The 15380-nt window shown below is 66.2% G+C and carries 18 protein-coding genes; 13 read left to right on the top strand and 5 right to left on the bottom strand.

The annotated features are described in order from the left end of the window. Nucleotides 1–5: 5 nt before the first annotated feature. Both DI041_RS19895 and bioA read right to left on the bottom strand, forming a co-directional pair. Entirely contained in the window at nt 6–743 is a 738-nt protein-coding gene (locus DI041_RS19895) for a 16S rRNA (uracil(1498)-N(3))-methyltransferase (protein ID WP_046983705.1), read from the bottom strand. Continuing rightward, nucleotides 734–2125, bottom strand: coding sequence for an adenosylmethionine--8-amino-7-oxononanoate transaminase (bioA, locus tag DI041_RS19890; protein WP_046983704.1), 1392 nt, complete (start codon nt 2123–2125; stop codon nt 734–736). Before bioA ends, DI041_RS19895 begins: the two co-directional genes overlap by 10 nt. A gap of 77 nt (nt 2126–2202) precedes the next feature. On the opposite strand from bioA, the gene nudE reads away from it, so the two are divergent. The 9 genes from nudE to gcvH all read left to right on the top strand — a co-directional run bounded on the left by nudE (nt 2203) and on the right by gcvH (nt 8413). Then, a complete protein-coding gene (gene nudE, locus DI041_RS19885) occupies nt 2203–2766 on the top strand; it encodes an ADP compounds hydrolase NudE (protein WP_012511871.1) in 564 nt (187 codons plus the stop codon). Further along, a complete protein-coding gene (cysQ, locus tag DI041_RS19880; protein ID WP_046983703.1) occupies nt 2763–3566 on the top strand; it encodes a 3'(2'),5'-bisphosphate nucleotidase CysQ in 804 nt (267 codons plus the stop codon). The genes nudE and cysQ overlap by 4 nt, the downstream gene beginning before the upstream one ends. Nucleotides 3567–3579: 13 nt before the next feature. After that, the gene (gene mazG, locus DI041_RS19875) at nt 3580–4419 is read left to right on the top strand and encodes a nucleoside triphosphate pyrophosphohydrolase (RefSeq protein ID WP_136639833.1); all 840 of its coding nucleotides are present in this window, start codon (nt 3580–3582) and stop codon (nt 4417–4419) included. Next, nucleotides 4416–4745, top strand: a complete 330-nt coding sequence (locus DI041_RS19870) for a YnfA family protein (protein ID WP_006385121.1) — start codon at nt 4416–4418, stop codon at nt 4743–4745. The genes mazG and DI041_RS19870 overlap by 4 nt, the downstream gene beginning before the upstream one ends. A 147-nt stretch (nt 4746–4892) precedes the next feature. Continuing rightward, complete coding sequence (locus DI041_RS19865; RefSeq protein WP_046983712.1) at nt 4893–5195, top strand: Mpo1-like protein; 303 nt, start codon at nt 4893–4895, stop codon at nt 5193–5195. 67 nt (nt 5196–5262) lie between these two features. After that, nucleotides 5263–6222, top strand: coding sequence for an SPFH domain-containing protein (locus DI041_RS19860; RefSeq protein ID WP_012511869.1), 960 nt, complete (start codon nt 5263–5265; stop codon nt 6220–6222). Between the two features lies 1 nt (nt 6223). Further along, on the top strand, nt 6224–6667 hold the full coding sequence (locus DI041_RS19855; protein WP_136639832.1) for an NfeD family protein: 444 nt from the start codon (nt 6224–6226) through the stop codon (nt 6665–6667). A gap of 144 nt (nt 6668–6811) precedes the next feature. Next, nucleotides 6812–7924 carry a glycine cleavage system aminomethyltransferase GcvT gene (gene gcvT, locus DI041_RS19850; RefSeq protein ID WP_136639831.1) on the top strand — a complete coding sequence of 371 codons (1113 nt, stop codon included), beginning with the start codon at nt 6812–6814 and terminating at the stop codon, nt 7922–7924. Between the two features lie 93 nt (nt 7925–8017). Then, nucleotides 8018–8413 carry a glycine cleavage system protein GcvH gene (gene gcvH, locus DI041_RS19845; RefSeq protein WP_046987801.1) on the top strand — a complete coding sequence of 132 codons (396 nt, stop codon included), beginning with the start codon at nt 8018–8020 and terminating at the stop codon, nt 8411–8413. A 4-nt stretch (nt 8414–8417) separates the two neighbouring features. On the opposite strand, the gene DI041_RS19840 is transcribed toward gcvH, so the two are convergent. Next, nucleotides 8418–9005, bottom strand: a complete 588-nt coding sequence (locus DI041_RS19840) for a hypothetical protein (RefSeq protein WP_136639830.1) — start codon at nt 9003–9005, stop codon at nt 8418–8420. A 183-nt stretch (nt 9006–9188) separates the two neighbouring features. Here DI041_RS19840 and DI041_RS19835 point away from each other — a divergent pair, with 183 nt between their 5' ends. Beyond that, complete coding sequence (locus DI041_RS19835; protein ID WP_046987800.1) at nt 9189–9728, top strand: hypothetical protein; 540 nt, start codon at nt 9189–9191, stop codon at nt 9726–9728. A gap of 62 nt (nt 9729–9790) precedes the next feature. On the opposite strand, the gene DI041_RS19830 is transcribed toward DI041_RS19835, so the two are convergent. Beyond that, nucleotides 9791–10705 carry a LysR family transcriptional regulator gene (locus tag DI041_RS19830; RefSeq protein ID WP_046987799.1) on the bottom strand — a complete coding sequence of 305 codons (915 nt, stop codon included), beginning with the start codon at nt 10703–10705 and terminating at the stop codon, nt 9791–9793. Nucleotides 10706–10819: 114 nt separating this feature from the next. Between DI041_RS19830 and DI041_RS19825 the strand changes: the two genes are divergently transcribed. Then, complete coding sequence (locus DI041_RS19825) at nt 10820–11578, top strand: SDR family NAD(P)-dependent oxidoreductase (protein ID WP_046987798.1); 759 nt, start codon at nt 10820–10822, stop codon at nt 11576–11578. Nucleotides 11579–11747: 169 nt separating this feature from the next. Here the strand turns inward: DI041_RS19825 and DI041_RS19820 are convergent, their stop codons facing one another. Next, nucleotides 11748–13148 carry a serine hydrolase domain-containing protein gene (locus DI041_RS19820; protein ID WP_136639829.1) on the bottom strand — a complete coding sequence of 467 codons (1401 nt, stop codon included), beginning with the start codon at nt 13146–13148 and terminating at the stop codon, nt 11748–11750. 285 nt (nt 13149–13433) lie between these two features. Between DI041_RS19820 and DI041_RS19815 the strand changes: the two genes are divergently transcribed. Further along, entirely contained in the window at nt 13434–14762 is a 1329-nt protein-coding gene (locus DI041_RS19815) for an NTP/NDP exchange transporter (protein ID WP_136639828.1), read from the top strand. A 78-nt stretch (nt 14763–14840) separates the two neighbouring features. Next, the gene (locus DI041_RS19810) at nt 14841–15191 is read left to right on the top strand and encodes a DUF1304 domain-containing protein (RefSeq protein WP_136639827.1); all 351 of its coding nucleotides are present in this window, start codon (nt 14841–14843) and stop codon (nt 15189–15191) included. Nucleotides 15192–15380: the final 189 nt, after the last annotated feature.

Below are 15380 nucleotides of genomic sequence, written 5' to 3'. Positions count from 1 at the left end.
CAGCCTTACCCCAGATCGCCCAACCGCGCCTGCAGCGCCGCGATCGCGGCCAGCCCGGCGGTCTCGGTGCGCAGGATGCGCGGACCCAGCTGCAGGCCCTGGAAGCCAGCGGCCGCCAGTTGGTCCCGGTCGCGTGGCGACCACCCTCCTTCCGGACCGATTGCAATCACGATGCCCCCGGCAGGTGCGGCGTCCATCGTCGACAGCCGGTGCGCACCCTGCGGATCCAGGGTCAACCGAAGCGTATCCACCGGCAGTGCCGCTGCCGCCCGCGCAAGCGACAACGGTGAACCCACCTGTGGAATGCGCGCGCGCCCGGACTGGCCGCAGGCCGAGGCCACCACGTTGTTCCAGTGCGCCACGCGCTTCTCGGCGCGTGCGGCGTCGAGCTTCACCTCGGTACGTTCGGCATTGACCGGAATGATCGCCGCCACGCCCAGCTCAGTGGCCTTCTGCAGGATCAGGTCCATCTTCTCGCCACGGGCAATGCCCTGCAGCAGGGTGATCGCCAGCGGCGACTCATTGTTGATGGCCTGCACGGCGTCGATGCGGACCTGCACCTCGCGCTTGCCGGCCACGGTCAGCGTCGCGCTGTAGTCGTGGCCATCGCCGTTGAACAGCACGCAGGTATCACCTTCGCGCAGGCGCATCACCCGTACCAGGTGGTTGGCCGTCTCTTCCGGCAGGGTCACGGTCTGGCCGCTGTGCAGCGCCAGATCGATGGGGCAGCGGGTCACGCGCATGCAATTGCCTCGTCGATGGCTGCCAGCGTGGTATGTGCCAGCAGTTCCAGTTGTTCATCGTCCACGCAGTACGGTGGCATCCAATACAGCACATCGCCCAGCGGGCGCAGTACCACGCCGCGTTTGAGCGCGGCCTTGTAGGCGTGCAGGCCCAGCCGCAGTGACGGGTCGAACGGTGTGCGCCTGTTGCCGTCGCGCGACAACTCGAAGGCCACCACCATGCCGGCCTGGCGTACATCGGCCACGTGCGGATGGTCGGCGAACGGCGCGGCGAGGGTCCCCATCACCGAAGCGATGCCGCGGTTGCGTGCGACCACATCGTCGTCGCGGAAGATGTCCAGCGTCGCCAACGCCGCCGCGCAGGCCAGCGGATTGCCGGTGTAGCTGTGCGAATGCAGGAACGCGCGCTCGCGGGAGTCATCGAGGAACGCGTCGTACAGTGCCTGCGTGGCGAGCACGGCGGCCAGTGGCAGGAAGCCGCCGGTCAGTCCCTTGGACAGGCACATCAGGTCCGGCATCACCCCGGCCTGTTCGCAGGCGAACATCGTGCCGGTGCGGCCAAAGCCTGCGGCGATTTCGTCGGCGATCATGAACGCACCGTGCGCATCGCACAGTTCGCGCACGCGCTGCAGGTACACCGGGTCGTGCATCCGCATGCCTCCTGCGCACTGCAGGCGCGGTTCCAGGATCACCGCGCAGATCTCGCCCGGGTGCTGGTCGAACAGCGTGGCCAGTCCATCCGCCGCCTGCCGCGCGCGATCTGCCGCACTCTGGCCAGGCTCGGCCAGGTAGGCGTCGGGCGAGGGCGCGAACAGGCCTTCGGCCAGCAGCGGCGCATAGACACGGCGGTACAGCGGGATGTCGCCCAGCGCCAGCGCGCCCAGGGTCTCGCCGTGGTAGCCGTTCTCCAGCGCGATGAAGCGCGTGCGGCGCGGCTCTCCGCGGTTCTGGAAATACTGGAACGCCATCTTCAGCGCCACTTCCACGCCAGCTGAACCGTTATCGGCATAGAACACCTTGGCCAGCGGTTCGCGGCCGGGCTGCCGTGGTGCCAGCGCCAGCAGGCGTTCAGCCAAGGTGATCGCCGGCTCGTGGCCGAAGCCGGCCAGCATCACCTGTTCCAGCTGCCCGGCTTGGGCGGCGATGGCGCCGCCGATGCGCGGCTCGGCATGGCCGAACAGGTTGGTCCACCAGCTGCTGACCGCGTCCAGGTAGCGGTTGCCGTCGTGGTCGAACAACCAGGCGCCCTGGCCGCGTGCGATCGGGACCAGTGGCAGGGTGTGCGGATGCTCGCGCATCTGCGTGCACGGGTGCCACAGCACCTTCAGGTCGCGTTGCCGCCAGTGCTCGACCAGCGGGGAGGGGGTTGGGTCTGCTAGCATTTCGGGCTCATGAACATGTTGCTGCCTGCACATTCTATCGGCCCCGGCGCAGACGCCGGCCGCCGCGGAGATTCCGCATGAACGATGACCGTGGCGGCCGTCGCTTGCCGATCATCCATCGGATCACCGATGAAGAGAACGGTCCCTTCCAGCGCCAGCACCTGGACCTGGAGTTCTCCAACGGTGAACGCCGCCGCTTCGAGCGCCTGGTCAGCCGGGGCCACGGCGCGGTGGTGGTGGTGCCGATGCTTGATGACGAGACCGTGCTGCTGGTACGTGAATACGCTGCCGGCATGCACCGCTACGAACTGGGGCTGGTCAAGGGCCGGATCGATGCCGGCGAGACCCCCGAGCAGGCCGCGGACCGTGAACTGAAGGAAGAGGCCGGTTATGGTGCGCGCCGGGTAGACGTGCTGCGCGCGATGACCCTGGCCCCGACCTACATGAGCCATCAGTCGTGGCTGGTGGTGGCGCGCGACCTGTACCCGGAAAAGCTGGCCGGCGATGAGCCGGAAGAGCTGGAAGTGGTGCCGTGGAAGCTGGCCGAGCTGGACCAGCTGATGCTGCGCGAGGACTTCTCCGAGGGGCGCTCGCTGGCGGCGCTGTTCATCGCCCGGCAGTGGCTGCAGGGAACGCGATGATCAAACTGACCACGGACCTGCGCGAGACCGCCATCGCCATCGCCCAGGAAGCCGGACAGGCCATCATGCAGGTGTATGCCGATGGCTTCGACGTGCAGCTCAAGGACGACGACAGCCCGGTCACCAGTGCCGACCTGGCGGCCAACCAGGTCATCGAGCAGGGCCTGCAGCAGCTGACCCCGGATCTGCCGATCCTGTCCGAGGAGTCGGCGCAGGTGGGCTGGGAGCAGCGCCGCCACTGGGGTGCCTACTGGCTGGTCGACCCGCTCGACGGCACCCGCGAGTTCGTCAAGCGCAATGGCGAGTTCAGCGTCAACATCGCATTGATCTACCAGGGCGCGCCGGCCTTCGGCGTGGTGCTGGCGCCGGTCACCGGCATCGTCTGGCATGCCATGCGTGGTGAGCTGGCGTACCGTCGCCAGGGCCTGCATGACACTGTGCTGCGTACCCGCACGCCGGCCACCGCACCGCTGCGGGTGGCCGCCAGCCGCTCCCACCGCTCGCCGGAAACCGAAGCGCTGCTGGCGCGGATGGGTCGCATCGAAACCATCGCTCAGGGCTCATCGCTGAAGTTCTGCCGGATCGCCGAAGGCGGCCTGGATGTCTACCCTCGGCTGGGCCCGACCTCCGAATGGGACACCGCCGCCGGCCAGTGCGTGCTGCACGCTGCCGGTGGCGCGGTGCTGTCGGCGGCGACCGGCAAGCCGTTCCGCTACAACCGCCGCGAGACCCTGTTGAACGGCGATTTCATTGCCCTTGGTGACACCAGCCTGCCCTGGCGCGACTGGTTGTCCGATTGACCCTGGAGACCGCATGAGCGCGCACGACACCCCCACCACCGACAGTGCCGCCAGCAACGAATTGGAACGCCTGCTGTCGATCATGGCGCGCCTGCGCGATCCGCAGGATGGCTGCCCCTGGGACCTGGAGCAGAACTTCGCGACCATCGCCCCGTACACCATCGAGGAAGCCTACGAGGTGGCCGATGCCATCGATCGGGGCGACCTCGATGATCTCTGCGATGAGCTGGGCGACCTTCTGCTGCAGGTGGTGTTCCATGCGCGCATGGCCGAGGAGCAGGGTGCCTTCGCCTTCGCTGAGGTCGCACGCGCGATCAGCGACAAGATGCAGCGCCGCCACCCGCACGTGTTCGCCGATGTCAGCGTCGATGACGCCGACGGGGTGACGCGCAACTGGGATGCGATCAAGCGTGCCGAGCGAGTCGCCAAGGGCGAGCAGGACACCTCCGCATTGGCCGGCATCTCACGTGGCCTGCCCGAATGGCAGCGGGCGGTGAAGCTGCAGTCGCGTGCGGCCAAGGTCGGTTTCGACTGGCCGGGCCCGCTGCCGGTGCTGGACAAGGCAGCCGAGGAACTGCAGGAACTGCGCGAGGAGTTCGAGCGCGGCGATATCGCCGGCAACAAGGCGCGCCTGCAGGAAGAGCTGGGCGACCTGCTGTTCGTCTGCGCCAACCTGGCACGCCATGCCGATATCGATCTGGGCGCGGCACTGCGCGGGGCCAACCACAAGTTCGAACGTCGCTTCCGTGCGATGGAGGCACAGGCCGAAGTGCAGGGGGAAGCGCTGTCCGCGCTGGACCTGGATGCGCAGGAAGCACTGTGGCAGCACGCCAAGGCGGCGGAGAAGGCGTGAAGACGCTCGCGCTGTTCCTGCTGACCGCGCTGGCCGAAATCGTTGGCTGCTACCTGCCGTGGTTGTGGCTGCGCAAGGGCGGCAGCATCTGGTTGCTGCTGCCGGCGGCAGCCAGTCTGGCCCTGTTCGCGTGGCTGTTGACCCTGCATCCAACCGCCAGTGGCCGCGTCTATGCCGCTTACGGTGGCGTCTATATCGGCACTGCGCTGTTCTGGCTGTGGCTGGTCGATGGCATCCGTCCCAGCCGCTGGGACCTGCTCGGTGCAGCCCTGTGCCTGGCCGGCATGGCGGTGATCATGTTCGGACCGCGCGCGCCTTCGGTGTAGAGTCGAGGCATGCTCGACTGCTTCTGCCAGGATCCGTCGAGCCGAGGCAGCCGAGCATGGCTCGGCTCTACAAGGGCAAGGATGCTCGCGCAGCGCTGCCTCCCCGGAAGGTGCATGATGCAGCCAGTAACAGCCCGGAGCATGCGCATGTCCCGCTTCGCCAGCTTCCGTGAGTTCTATCCGTTCTACCTCAGCGAGCACCGCCACCCGGTGTCGCGCCGGCTGCATTTCATCGGTAGTTGCGGAGTCCTGCTGCTGGTCGCAGCCGCGATCCTGCGCGGCCAGCCGCTGCTCCTTCTCGGCGCCCTGTTCTGCGGTTATGGATTCGCCTGGGTCGGCCATTTCTTCTTCGAGAAGAACCGCCCTGCCACCTTCCAGCATCCGCTGTACTCGTTCATGGGCGACTGGGTGATGTTCGCCGACATCCTGCGCGGGCGCGTGCGCTGGTAGCCCCGGCTGTGAATGTCGCCTTCACGCGCTATGCTGGGGCCTGGACGTCATAGATAAGGAAAGCAAGATGTTCCCGACCATGTTCTTTACCGTGGTACTGGCCTTCGTGGCCGTGGTGATCCTGTTCAAGGCGGTACGGATGGTGCCCCAGGGATACGAGTGGACCGTCGAGCGCTTCGGGCGCTACACGCACACCATGACCCCAGGCCTGCATTTCCTGATTCCGATCGTGTACGGGGTGGGGCGCAAGGTGAACATGATGGAGCAGGTGCTGGATGTGCCCAGCCAGGAAGTGATCACCAAGGACAACGCCGCCGTGCGCGTGGACGGCGTCGTGTTCTTCCAGGTACTCGATGCGGCCAAGGCCGCCTATGAAGTGGCCAATCTGGAAGTGGCGATGATCGCCCTGGTGCAGACCAATATTCGTACCGTGATCGGTTCGATGGACCTGGATGAATCACTGAGCCAGCGCGAAGTGATCAATGCGCAGCTGCTGAGCGTGGTCGACCATGCCACCAACCCGTGGGGCGTGAAGGTCAACCGCATCGAGATCCGCGACATCCAGCCGCCGCGCGACCTGCTGGATGCGATGGCGCGGCAGATGAAGGCCGAGCGCGAGAAGCGCGCGCAGATCCTTGAGGCAGAGGGTTCAAGGCAGTCGGAGATCCTGCGCGCCGAAGGCGAGAAGCAAGCCACGGTGCTGGAGGCCGAAGGCCGCCGTGAGGCGGCGTTCCGCGATGCCGAGGCCCGCGAGCGCCTGGCCGAGGCCGAGGCCATGGCGACCAGGGTGGTGTCGGTTGCGATTGCCGAGGGTGACGTGCAGGCGATCAACTACTTCGTCGCCCAGAAGTACGTGGAAGCCTTCAAGGAACTGGCCAGTTCGCCGAACCAGAAGCTGGTGCTGATGCCGATGGAGGCCAGCGGGGTGATTGGTTCGATTGCCGGCGTGGCTGAGCTGGCCAAGCAGGCGCTGGCCGACCAGGACAGCAAGGCCGCCAGCAAGCGGCCACCACCGATCGGAGGCTGACATGCGCTGGGAAGTCGTAGGCTGGGGCGCGTTGGCACTGCTGCTGTTCGCGGCCGAAGCGCTGGCACCGGGGGCGTTCATGCTGTGGATCGGCATCGGCGCGGCGGCGGTGTTCGTGCTGGTGGCGGTGTTCGGCGATATCCCGCTGCTGTGGCAGGTGGTTGCCTTCGTGCTGTTGAGTGTTGTCTCGATCCAATGCTACCGGCGCTGGGGGCGGCCCCGCGCCCGGCCCAGCGATGCGCCGCTGCTCAACCGCCGCGCCGAGCAGCTGGTCGGTCGGGAGGTGGTACTGCAGCAGGGCATCGTCGGTGGCCAGGGACGGGTCAGCATTGACGATGCGTCCTGGCAGGTGAGTGGTCCGGAGCTGCCTGCAGGCGCATGGGTGAAGGTGCTCAGCGTGCAGGGCACGGTGCTGGTGGTCGAGGACGCAGGCCGCCCCCTGTAGCGCCGAACCCACGCTCGGCTTCCACACGAAGAGCAGCCGAGCATGGGCTCGGCTCTACAGCTCCGGCGCTGCGCTGCGGCACACCTGCGGGCGACCGATCTGGGATAATGGGGATTCTTGTTTCCTCTGCTGCCGGACCCGGTCATGACCCAGAAGACGCTGCTCAACGATACCCACCGCGCCCTTGGCGCCAAGATGGTCGATTTCGGGGGTTGGGACATGCCCATCCACTACGGCTCGCAGCTGGACGAACACCACCTGGTGCGTCGCGAGTCCGGTGTGTTCGACGTCAGCCACATGACCGTGGTCGACCTGCGCGGTGACCAGGTCAAGCCGTTCCTGCGCCGCCTGCTGGCCAATTCCGTGGACAAGTTGAAGGTGACCGGCAAGGCCCTGTACTCGTGCATGCTGAATCCGCGCGGCGGCGTCATCGATGATCTGATCGTCTACTACCTGGGCGATGACTTCTTCCGCATGGTCGTCAACGCATCCACCCGTGAGAAGGACCTGGCCTGGCTGCGTGAGCAGGCCGCGCCGTTCGGCGTCAGCGTCGAGCAGCGTCCGGACCTGGCCATCCTTGCCGTGCAGGGCCCGCAGGCGCGCGACATCGTCATCGGCCTGGCCCGCGAAGCCGACCGTGCAGCGCTGACCAAGCTTGGCCGCTTTGCTGCGCTGCAGGCGCAGTCCGACGATGGCGTCGAGCTGTTCGTCGCCCGCACCGGCTACACCGGTGAAGATGGTTTCGAGATCCTGCTGCCGCAGGATGCCGTGGTCGCGTTCTGGAACCGCCTGCTGGCGGCGGGCGTGAAGCCGGCCGGACTCGGTGCGCGCGACACCCTGCGCCTGGAAGCCGGCATGAACCTGTATGGCCAGGACATGGACGAAGCGATCAGCCCGTACGAAGCGGCGCTGGCCTGGACCGTGTCGCTGGACGAAGGTCGCGACTTCATCGGCCGCGACGTGCTGGAAGCGCAGAAGGCCGCTGGCACCGCACGCCAGATGATCGGCCTGGTGATGGACGAGAAGGGTGTGCTGCGTCATGGTCAGGCGGTGACCACCGCCGGTGGCCAGGGCGAGATCCTGTCCGGCACCTTCTCGCCGACCCTGGCCAAGGGCATCGCCTTCGCGCGCGTGCCGGCCGGTGAAGTGGGCGAGGTCACCGTCGACATCCGCGGCCGGCAGGTGCCGGTGCGCGTGGTCAAGTTCCCGTTCGTGCGCGAAGGCCAGGCCCAGCCCGGCGTGCTTGGCGACGCCTGATCCAAACATGCCGGTCGTCACTGACAGCAGTGGCGGCCGGTTGGTTACACTAGCCCCGTTTTTTCCACCCCTGCATATCTCTGGAGCAGTCCCATGAGCGAGATCCCCGGCGACCTCAAGTTCCTCAAGTCCCATGAGTGGGCCCGTGTCGAAGGCAATGGCCGCGTGACCGTCGGTATTTCCGACCACGCCCAGGGCCTGCTGGGTGACCTGGTCTACGTCGAGCTGCCCGAAGTCGGCGCGACCGCCAAGGCCAACGAGCAGATCGCGGTCGTCGAGTCGGTGAAGGCCGCCTCCGACGTCTACAGCCCGGTCAGCGGCACCATCGTCGAGGTCAACTCGGCGCTGTCGGACAAGCCGGAAACCATCAACGAAGATGCCTACGGCGACGGCTGGATGTACGTGGTCGAACTGTCCAACGCCGATGAGCTCAACGAGCTGCTGGATCCGGACGCGTACGCCGAAGCCCTGGAAGACGAAGACCACTGAGTCGTCACTTCCGGGTTCGGACACGGCCACCTTCGGGTGGCCGTTTTTGTTTTGGCGATGGTGCCCGACTCATGACGACGGGTTCGTTGCCGACCCTCGGCATGGCATCAGCGGGCAGACGAACGGCACGGAAGGGCATGCGCAGTTTTGCGCAAATCCGCGTTTCCACCCCGCGTTGGCGTGTCCGGATGTGAAAACTTTTGATGCCCCGTTGCGGCGCCGTTGTGCTGGCGTTGGCGGCAGCGGTGATGGTTGTTTGCAATGCATGCATGCTGTGGCGACGGACATGCACGCTTCTGCGTAGAGTGCTTATTTCAAGTGCTTTTTGTTCAACGATTGCGTCTGCGTTGTTGCAGACAACGTGCGTGCGCGGCGCTTCGGCGGTCGCTGCAGGCGCGACGTGGCGACCGTGCAGACGCCGCCGCGGACGGCGCGGATGTGAAAATTTTTCGCGGGGGTTGTTGACAGTAAAAAAAACCGTGATTAGGTTTCGCCTCAGCAGACCTTGCCTGCCCAACCGAGTGCGCAGAATCAATCGTCCGATGCGAAGCAGCCCCTTCAAGACCACCGCGACCCTGATGACGGTGGACATGGCCCCGCTTCCCCCGGAGAAATGCAAGGTACCTCCCGTTCCGATGCCCGCTCCGCCGATCGAGGCGGGCATTGCCGCATCCGTAACGGCGCGCCTGACGCGCCGGCGGTCCCCGCACGCAGCATCCGCGGGTTTGATCCACCTGGGCGTTTCAACTCCCTATCACTGACGAGGAGCCATCCCATGGCAACCAAGAAAGCTGCGAAGAAAAAGCCCGCCGCCAAGAAAGCGGTGAAGAAGGTCGCTAAGAAGGCCGCTGCCAAGAAGGCAGTGAAGAAGGTCGCGAAGAAGGCGACCGCCAAGAAGGCAGTGAAGAAGGCTGCGAAGAAGGTCGCCAAGAAGACCACTGCGAAGAAGGCAGTGAAGAAGGCGGCAAAGAAGGTAGCCAAGAAGTCCACTGCCAAGAAGGCCGTCAAGAAGACCGCGAAGAAGGCCGTCAAGAAGGTAGCCAAGAAGGCCACCAAGAAGACTGCCAAGAAGACTGCCAAGAAGGCTACTGCCCGCAAGCCGGCCAAGAAGGTCGCCAAGAAGGCAGTAAAGAAGACTGCAAAGAAGGCGGTGAAGAAGACCGCCAAGAAGGCAGTGAAGAAGACCGCGAAGAAGGCCACCAAGAAGGCTGCCCCGAAGAAGGCAGCGAAGAAGGTTGCCAAGCGCAAGCCGGCCGCCCGCAAGAAGAAGGCTGCTCCGGTCGCTCTGCCGGCAACCCCGGCGCCGCTGATCTAAGTACTTCCCGATAGCCGCATCCTGAAACCCCTTCCCTGTTGCCCAGCAGGGAGGGGGTTTTTTTATGCTCGGATGTCGGTTGCGAACGTGGTCGGCAAGGGCGGGAAACGCTCGACCAGGAAGTCGAGGAAGCTGCGCAGGCGGGTTGAGCGGTAGCGGTCGTGGGCGTAGACCACGTGCATCGGCCGACCGGCCTGACCGTGCTCGGGGAACAGCTGCACCAGGCGCCCGGCGTCGACATCTGCGGCCAGCAGCAGGGTCGATTGCAGCACGATGCCCAGCCCATGCAGTGCGGCCGAACGCAGTGCTTCGCCGTTGTTGATCTGCAGCCGGCCATCGGGCGCGTGGTCGAGCTCGCCAGCGCCGGCCTGCAGCCACTGCGCGAGCGCGCTGGGTTCGAAGGACAGGCATTGATGCGAGGCGAGCGCTGGCAACGTGTCCGGGGTGCCGTGGCGCGCGAGGTAGGCCGGCGAGGCGCACATCATCAAGCGATACGGGGCGAGCGGCCGTGCTATCAGTTCGCTGCTGCCGGCCAGGGTGCCGATGCGCAGCGCTGCTTCGAAACCTTCCTCGGCCAGGTCGACCACGCGGTCGGTCAGCGTCGCCTCGACACGGACGTCCGGGTAGCGGGCCATGTACTCGGCCAGCGCCGGCACCAGTGCATGGGTGCCGAAGATTACCGGAGCGCTGATGCGTAGCGTTCCTGCGGGTGCCAGCTGCTGGTGCTGGGCCTGCGCATCGGTCTCGTCCACCAGGCGCAGGATCTCCTTGCATCGCGCGTAGTAGTCCTCGCCGAAGGGGGTCAGGTGCTGGCGCCGGGTGGTGCGGCTGAGCAGCTGCATGCCGAGCCGGGCCTCGAGCGAGCGCAGGTGCTTGCCGGCCATCGTCGCGGAAATATCCATCGCCGCTGCCGCAGCGCTGAGGCTGCCCTTGTCCACGATCAGCACGTAGACCCGCATGCTCTCCAGCAGGTTCATCTGACACCCCGGGTGTTGAATGCTGAAACCTGCGCGGAGTTTATCAATCAGTGGTGATCAAAGAGCATGCGCTGCACGGGCCGGATGTGCCGGCCATGCTCACAGGAGAACACCATGGATTTGAACCTCGAGGGACGCACCGCGCTGGTCACCGGTGCGGGCAGTGGCATCGGTGCCGGTGTTGCCAGGTTGCTGGCGGCGCAGGGTGTGCGTGTTGTGATCAGTGCACGGCGCGCGGAGCCGCTGCAGGCCCTGGCGGCGGAAATCGAAAGCGGTGGCGCGCCCGCGCCGGTCATCGTGCTCGGTGATGTCACCGATGCCGATGATGTGCGCCGCATCGCCGATGCCTCGCTGGCAGCGCTGCAGCGGGTGGACATCCTGGTCAACGCGGCTGGAGGAGGGCGGCCGGCCACGGTGGATGCGGGCGACGATGTCTGGGAGGAGGCGATCGCACTGAATTTCTCTGCGGCGCGACGGCTGACCCAGGCATTGCTGCCGGCGATGCAGGCGCAGGGGTGGGGACGAGTGATCAACTTCAGTGGTTCGATGGAGCCGCGTGCCGTGAACGCCGCCACGGCAGCAAAGGCAGCGCTGCATCTGTGGAGCAAGGGGCTGTCGTCGGCGCTGGCCACACAGGGCATCACGGTCAATGCAATCGCGCCGGGACGGATCAATAGCGCGCAGATCCGGGACCGCCTGCATCCCACCGAGGAAAGCCGGCGCGAATTCATCGCCCGCAACATCCCGATCGGGCGCTTCGGCGAACCGGAGGAAGTGGCGCCGCTGGTGGCGTTCCTGGCCTCGCCGCTGGCCGGCTACATCACCGGTGCCGTGATTCCGGTGGACGGCGGAATGCACTACTTCGCGCATTAGCCCTCCGGAACTGTAGAGCCGAGCCCTGCTCGGCTGCTTCACGCATTTGTAGAGTCGAGCCGTGCTCGACTGCTTTGCACGGACAGTCGAGCAAGGCTCGACTCCACGACAGCCAACAAAAAGGGCGACCCGCGGGCCGCCCTTCGTACTCACCGTCGAGCCCGCCAGATCAGCGCGGCGAGGCGACGGCACGGTTGCTGGAAGCACCCTTGCCCTTGCGCTTGTCCTGCTGCGCAGGGCTCGCGCCTTCGGCCATCAGGTTGTCGCTGCCGAAGTCGGTGTCCACGTCCAGCCAGCGCTGGGTCGGCAGGCCGAGGGCGGCGTCGAGCACGGTCGGCAGCAGGCCGCTGGGCAGGCCGCTTTCGCCGTTCCACATGATGGCGATGCCAAGGTCGCGTTCCGGCACCAGCGCGACCAGGCCGCGGTAGCCCTGCACGGCGCCGGCATGGAACACCACGTCGTGACCGGCATAGTCGAAGGTGCGCCAGCCCAGTGCGTAGCCGGCCGAGTGCAGGCGCTCGCGGCGCCAGCCCGAACGCATCTCGCCCGGGGTGTTGATCAGGCTGGAATGCAGGGTGGCCAGCAGCGGCGCCGGCAGCACGTCCGGACGGTGGCCGGTGTGGGCCAGCAGCCATTGCGCCATGTCGCTGGCGCTGGCGTTGACGCCGGCGGCCGGGGCGACGCGGTAATAGGTCGGCTTCGGCGTCAGCGACACCCAGCCATTACGGCTGCGCACGTGCGGGCGCGCCCAGCGTGAGCTGGCCTGGATGCCGGCCAGGCCGAGGCTGGCATCGTTCATGCCCAGCGGCTTGAAGATGCGGCGCTCGACCGACTGCTCGTAGAAGCTGCCCGAGGCGGCATAGACCACGTCACCGATCAGGCTGAAGGCCACGTTCTGGTAGGCGTAGCAGTCGCCCGGCAGGCACTTCAGGCTGGTGTTGGCCAGTTTCTGGGTCAGCGAGTAGTACTCGGCATTGCCTTCGATGTCGCGGTCGTAGGCGTTGTACGGCAGGCCGACGCGGTGGCTGAGTACGTCGGCCACGGTCAGGCGGTCGGTTGCTTCCGGCGAGTTCAGGCGGAAGCCCGGCACGTAGTCGGTGACCTTGCTGTCCCAGCGCAGGGTGCCATCGTTGACCAGCAGGCCGGCCATGGTGCCGGCGAAGGCCTTGGACAGCGACGCCAGGCGGAACACGGTATGCGCATCGACCGGCAGCGGGTTGTTGACGTCGGTGACGCCATAGCCGCGCGCGCTGAGCACACGGCCACCCTGCACGATGGCCACGGCCATGCCCGGTACGCGCTCACCATAGGTCAGCTGCTGCGCCATCGATTCGATGTTGGCCACGTTGAAGCCGGCCGCCGGCAGCTGCACCTGCGGCACCAGGCCGGTACGGTAGGCCGCCGGCTGCGTGTGGGCGACAGCAGCGCCGGCAGCGGATTCGATGTTGGCCGGCATCGGCGGCAATGGCGGCGGGGTCTGCGCAGTGGTGGACAAGGCAACGGGCATCAACATGCCCAGCAAACCGGTGGCCGCCGAACGGATCGGACGACGCAGGCTGTTCTTTTTCATCGTGGAGACCCGTGCGCGACTGCTGATGGCGATTCTAGCGCCGCTTTTCCCTTGTGCACAAACAAAGCGAAGATGAATGCGCATCTCGTTGAAAAAGTTGGAATTTTGACGCTCCGGAAGCGTGTATCGGAACGTGTCGTCCGGGTGGGGCCGTGACACTGCGTTTCAGCCTTCTGCGGGGCTGCTGCTGGCGATGTTGCAGTGCATTGGCTAACGTACGCGCTTCATCGCCCCGGAGCCTGCCATGCCGCTGTCCAACCGCCGTCTTCTGGCGAGGGACGCCGCGTGAGCGCGGTGCAGGGCAAGGGGCCGTTGCGTGGGTTGACGGCGGCACTGCGTGAGTCGCCGGCGCTGTGGTGGTCGTTCCTGTACTTCTTCTGCCTGCTGAGCGGCTACTACGTGCTGCGCCCGGTGCGTGAGGCGATGGCCGCTTCGGCCGACCTGGAGACCGTGTTCCCGCCGATGCTGATCGCCTGGTTCGCCAGCCATGGCATCGCGCTGAAGGACTTCGTCCTGCAGTTCCTGTTCTCCTGCGTGTTCGTGATCATGCTGGTGCTGCAGCCGGCCTACGGCTGGCTGGTCAGCCGCTTCCCGCGCCGGGTGTTCCTGCCGGCGGTGTATGGGTTCTTCATCGCCACCCTGCTGGGCTTCTACGCACTGTTCGATAGCAACGTGCCGGGGCGGGGCATGGCCTTCTTCCTCTGGGTGATGGTGTTCAACCTGTTCGCGGTGGCGGTGTTCTGGAGCTTCATGGCCGATGTGTTCTCCAACGTGCAGGCGCGTGCCTACTACGGCTACATCGGTGCGGCTGGCACCATCGGTGCCTTCCTCGGCCCCATCATCACCAGCGCACTGGTGCAGCGCGTGGGCATCGCCAATCTGATGCTGGTTTCGGCCGGTTTTTTGACCGTCTGCATGTTCTGCATCTGGCGGTTGCGGCACTGGGCTGTGCTGCGCGAGCGTGAGCAGCAGCTGGTGTCGGGCGAGCAGCCGATGGGTGGCAGCGTGCTGGATGGCCTGAAGCTGATCGTGCGTGAGCCGCTGCTGCGCTGGCTGGCGGTCATGGTGGTGTTCGGCGTTGGCGTGGGCACCCTGCTGTACAACCAGCAGGCCACTATCGTGCGTGCGGCGTTCAATGATGCAGGCGCTGCCACTGCCTTCTTCTCGCGCATTGACCTAGCGGTGAACGCGCTGGCACTGCTGATGCAGCTCGGCCTGACCCGTTGGTTGCTGTCACGCCACGGCATTGCTCCGGCGCTGTTGATCCCGGGCTTCGCGATCCTGATCGGCTTCTCGGTGCTGGCTGCCTCGCCGATGCCGCTGATGGTGGCCGTGGTGCAGGTGATGACCCGCGCCAGTGAGTTCGCATTGGCCAAGCCGGCACGCGAAACCATCTATACCCGCGTCGACCGCCAGTGGCGCTACAAGGCCGGCGCGGCCATCGATACGGTGGTCTACCGCGGCGCGGACCTGAGCTTCACCTGGGTGCACAAGGGCCTGTCCCTGTTTGGTTCGCACGTGGTGTTCATCGGCGGCGTGGTGGTTGCCGCGTGCATGACCGCTGCCGCATTCGGCGTGCTGCGCGAAGAAAAGAAGCTGCCGCGCGACCGCTGAGCCGCGCGGGGTCGGATCCCTCTCCCACGGAGAGGGCTCTGACCCCATCACCCCATCCATTTATCCAAGGAAACGCCCATGTACTGGATCGCACTTGCCTTGACCCTGCTGGTCGCCCTGCTGCACGTCTATTTCCTGGTGCTGGAGATGTTCCTGTGGACGCGCCCACTGGGCCTGAAGACGTTCCGCAACACGCCCGAGAAGGCAGAGACCACGCGCGTGCTGGCGGCCAACCAGGGCCTCTACAACGGCTTCCTGGCTGCAGGCATCGTGGTGGGGCTGTTGATCGACCAGCCGGTGCTGGTGACGTTCTCGCTGGCCTGTGTGGTGGTAGCGGGGTGCTATGGCGCCTACAGCGTGAACCGCCGTATTTTCATGATCCAGGCGCTGCCGGCGATCCTGGCGTTGGTGTTTCGCGCGCTGGCGTGATTTCCGGCCAACGGCACAGCCCCTCGTGGGTTGGTCGCGTAGAGCTGTCATGGGGTTGGTCGGGCGGGTTGGGTTCGCGGGGGACGCCGCAAGTCCCCCTCCGGGGCCCGGCCCAGCCGCTGGCGGCTGTGCGTTCAGGCGCTTGCGAAGCAGTGCTTCGCAAGCAAAGCGCCTTCACCCCTGTAAGCT

The organism is Stenotrophomonas maltophilia (assembly GCF_004920835.1).
GTDB lineage: Bacteria > Pseudomonadota > Gammaproteobacteria > Xanthomonadales > Xanthomonadaceae > Stenotrophomonas > Stenotrophomonas maltophilia_AQ.
This window is presented reverse-complemented; position numbering and strand designations above follow the sequence as displayed.

What these genes read in the sequence shown, in the direction of transcription:
- DI041_RS19895 (WP_046983705.1), bottom strand. Translation starts at nt 743, where the DNA reads ATGCGCGTGACCCGCTGCCCCATCGATCTGGCGCTGCACAGCGGCCAG.
- bioA (WP_046983704.1), bottom strand. Translation starts at nt 2,125, where the DNA reads ATGCTAGCAGACCCAACCCCCTCCCCGCTGGTCGAGCACTGGCGGCAA.
- nudE (WP_012511871.1), top strand. Translation starts at nt 2,203, where the DNA reads ATGAACGATGACCGTGGCGGCCGTCGCTTGCCGATCATCCATCGGATC.
- cysQ (WP_046983703.1), top strand. Translation starts at nt 2,763, where the DNA reads ATGATCAAACTGACCACGGACCTGCGCGAGACCGCCATCGCCATCGCC.
- mazG (WP_136639833.1), top strand. Translation starts at nt 3,580, where the DNA reads ATGAGCGCGCACGACACCCCCACCACCGACAGTGCCGCCAGCAACGAA.
- DI041_RS19865 (WP_046983712.1), top strand. Translation starts at nt 4,893, where the DNA reads ATGTCCCGCTTCGCCAGCTTCCGTGAGTTCTATCCGTTCTACCTCAGC.
- DI041_RS19860 (WP_012511869.1), top strand. Translation starts at nt 5,263, where the DNA reads ATGTTCCCGACCATGTTCTTTACCGTGGTACTGGCCTTCGTGGCCGTG.
- DI041_RS19855 (WP_136639832.1), top strand. Translation starts at nt 6,224, where the DNA reads ATGCGCTGGGAAGTCGTAGGCTGGGGCGCGTTGGCACTGCTGCTGTTC.
- gcvT (WP_136639831.1), top strand. Translation starts at nt 6,812, where the DNA reads ATGACCCAGAAGACGCTGCTCAACGATACCCACCGCGCCCTTGGCGCC.
- gcvH (WP_046987801.1), top strand. Translation starts at nt 8,018, where the DNA reads ATGAGCGAGATCCCCGGCGACCTCAAGTTCCTCAAGTCCCATGAGTGG.
- DI041_RS19840 (WP_136639830.1), bottom strand. Translation starts at nt 9,005, where the DNA reads ATGTCCACCGTCATCAGGGTCGCGGTGGTCTTGAAGGGGCTGCTTCGC.
- DI041_RS19835 (WP_046987800.1), top strand. Translation starts at nt 9,189, where the DNA reads ATGGCAACCAAGAAAGCTGCGAAGAAAAAGCCCGCCGCCAAGAAAGCG.
- DI041_RS19830 (WP_046987799.1), bottom strand. Translation starts at nt 10,705, where the DNA reads ATGAACCTGCTGGAGAGCATGCGGGTCTACGTGCTGATCGTGGACAAG.
- DI041_RS19825 (WP_046987798.1), top strand. Translation starts at nt 10,820, where the DNA reads ATGGATTTGAACCTCGAGGGACGCACCGCGCTGGTCACCGGTGCGGGC.
- DI041_RS19820 (WP_136639829.1), bottom strand. Translation starts at nt 13,148, where the DNA reads ATGAAAAAGAACAGCCTGCGTCGTCCGATCCGTTCGGCGGCCACCGGT.
- DI041_RS19810 (WP_136639827.1), top strand. Translation starts at nt 14,841, where the DNA reads ATGTACTGGATCGCACTTGCCTTGACCCTGCTGGTCGCCCTGCTGCAC.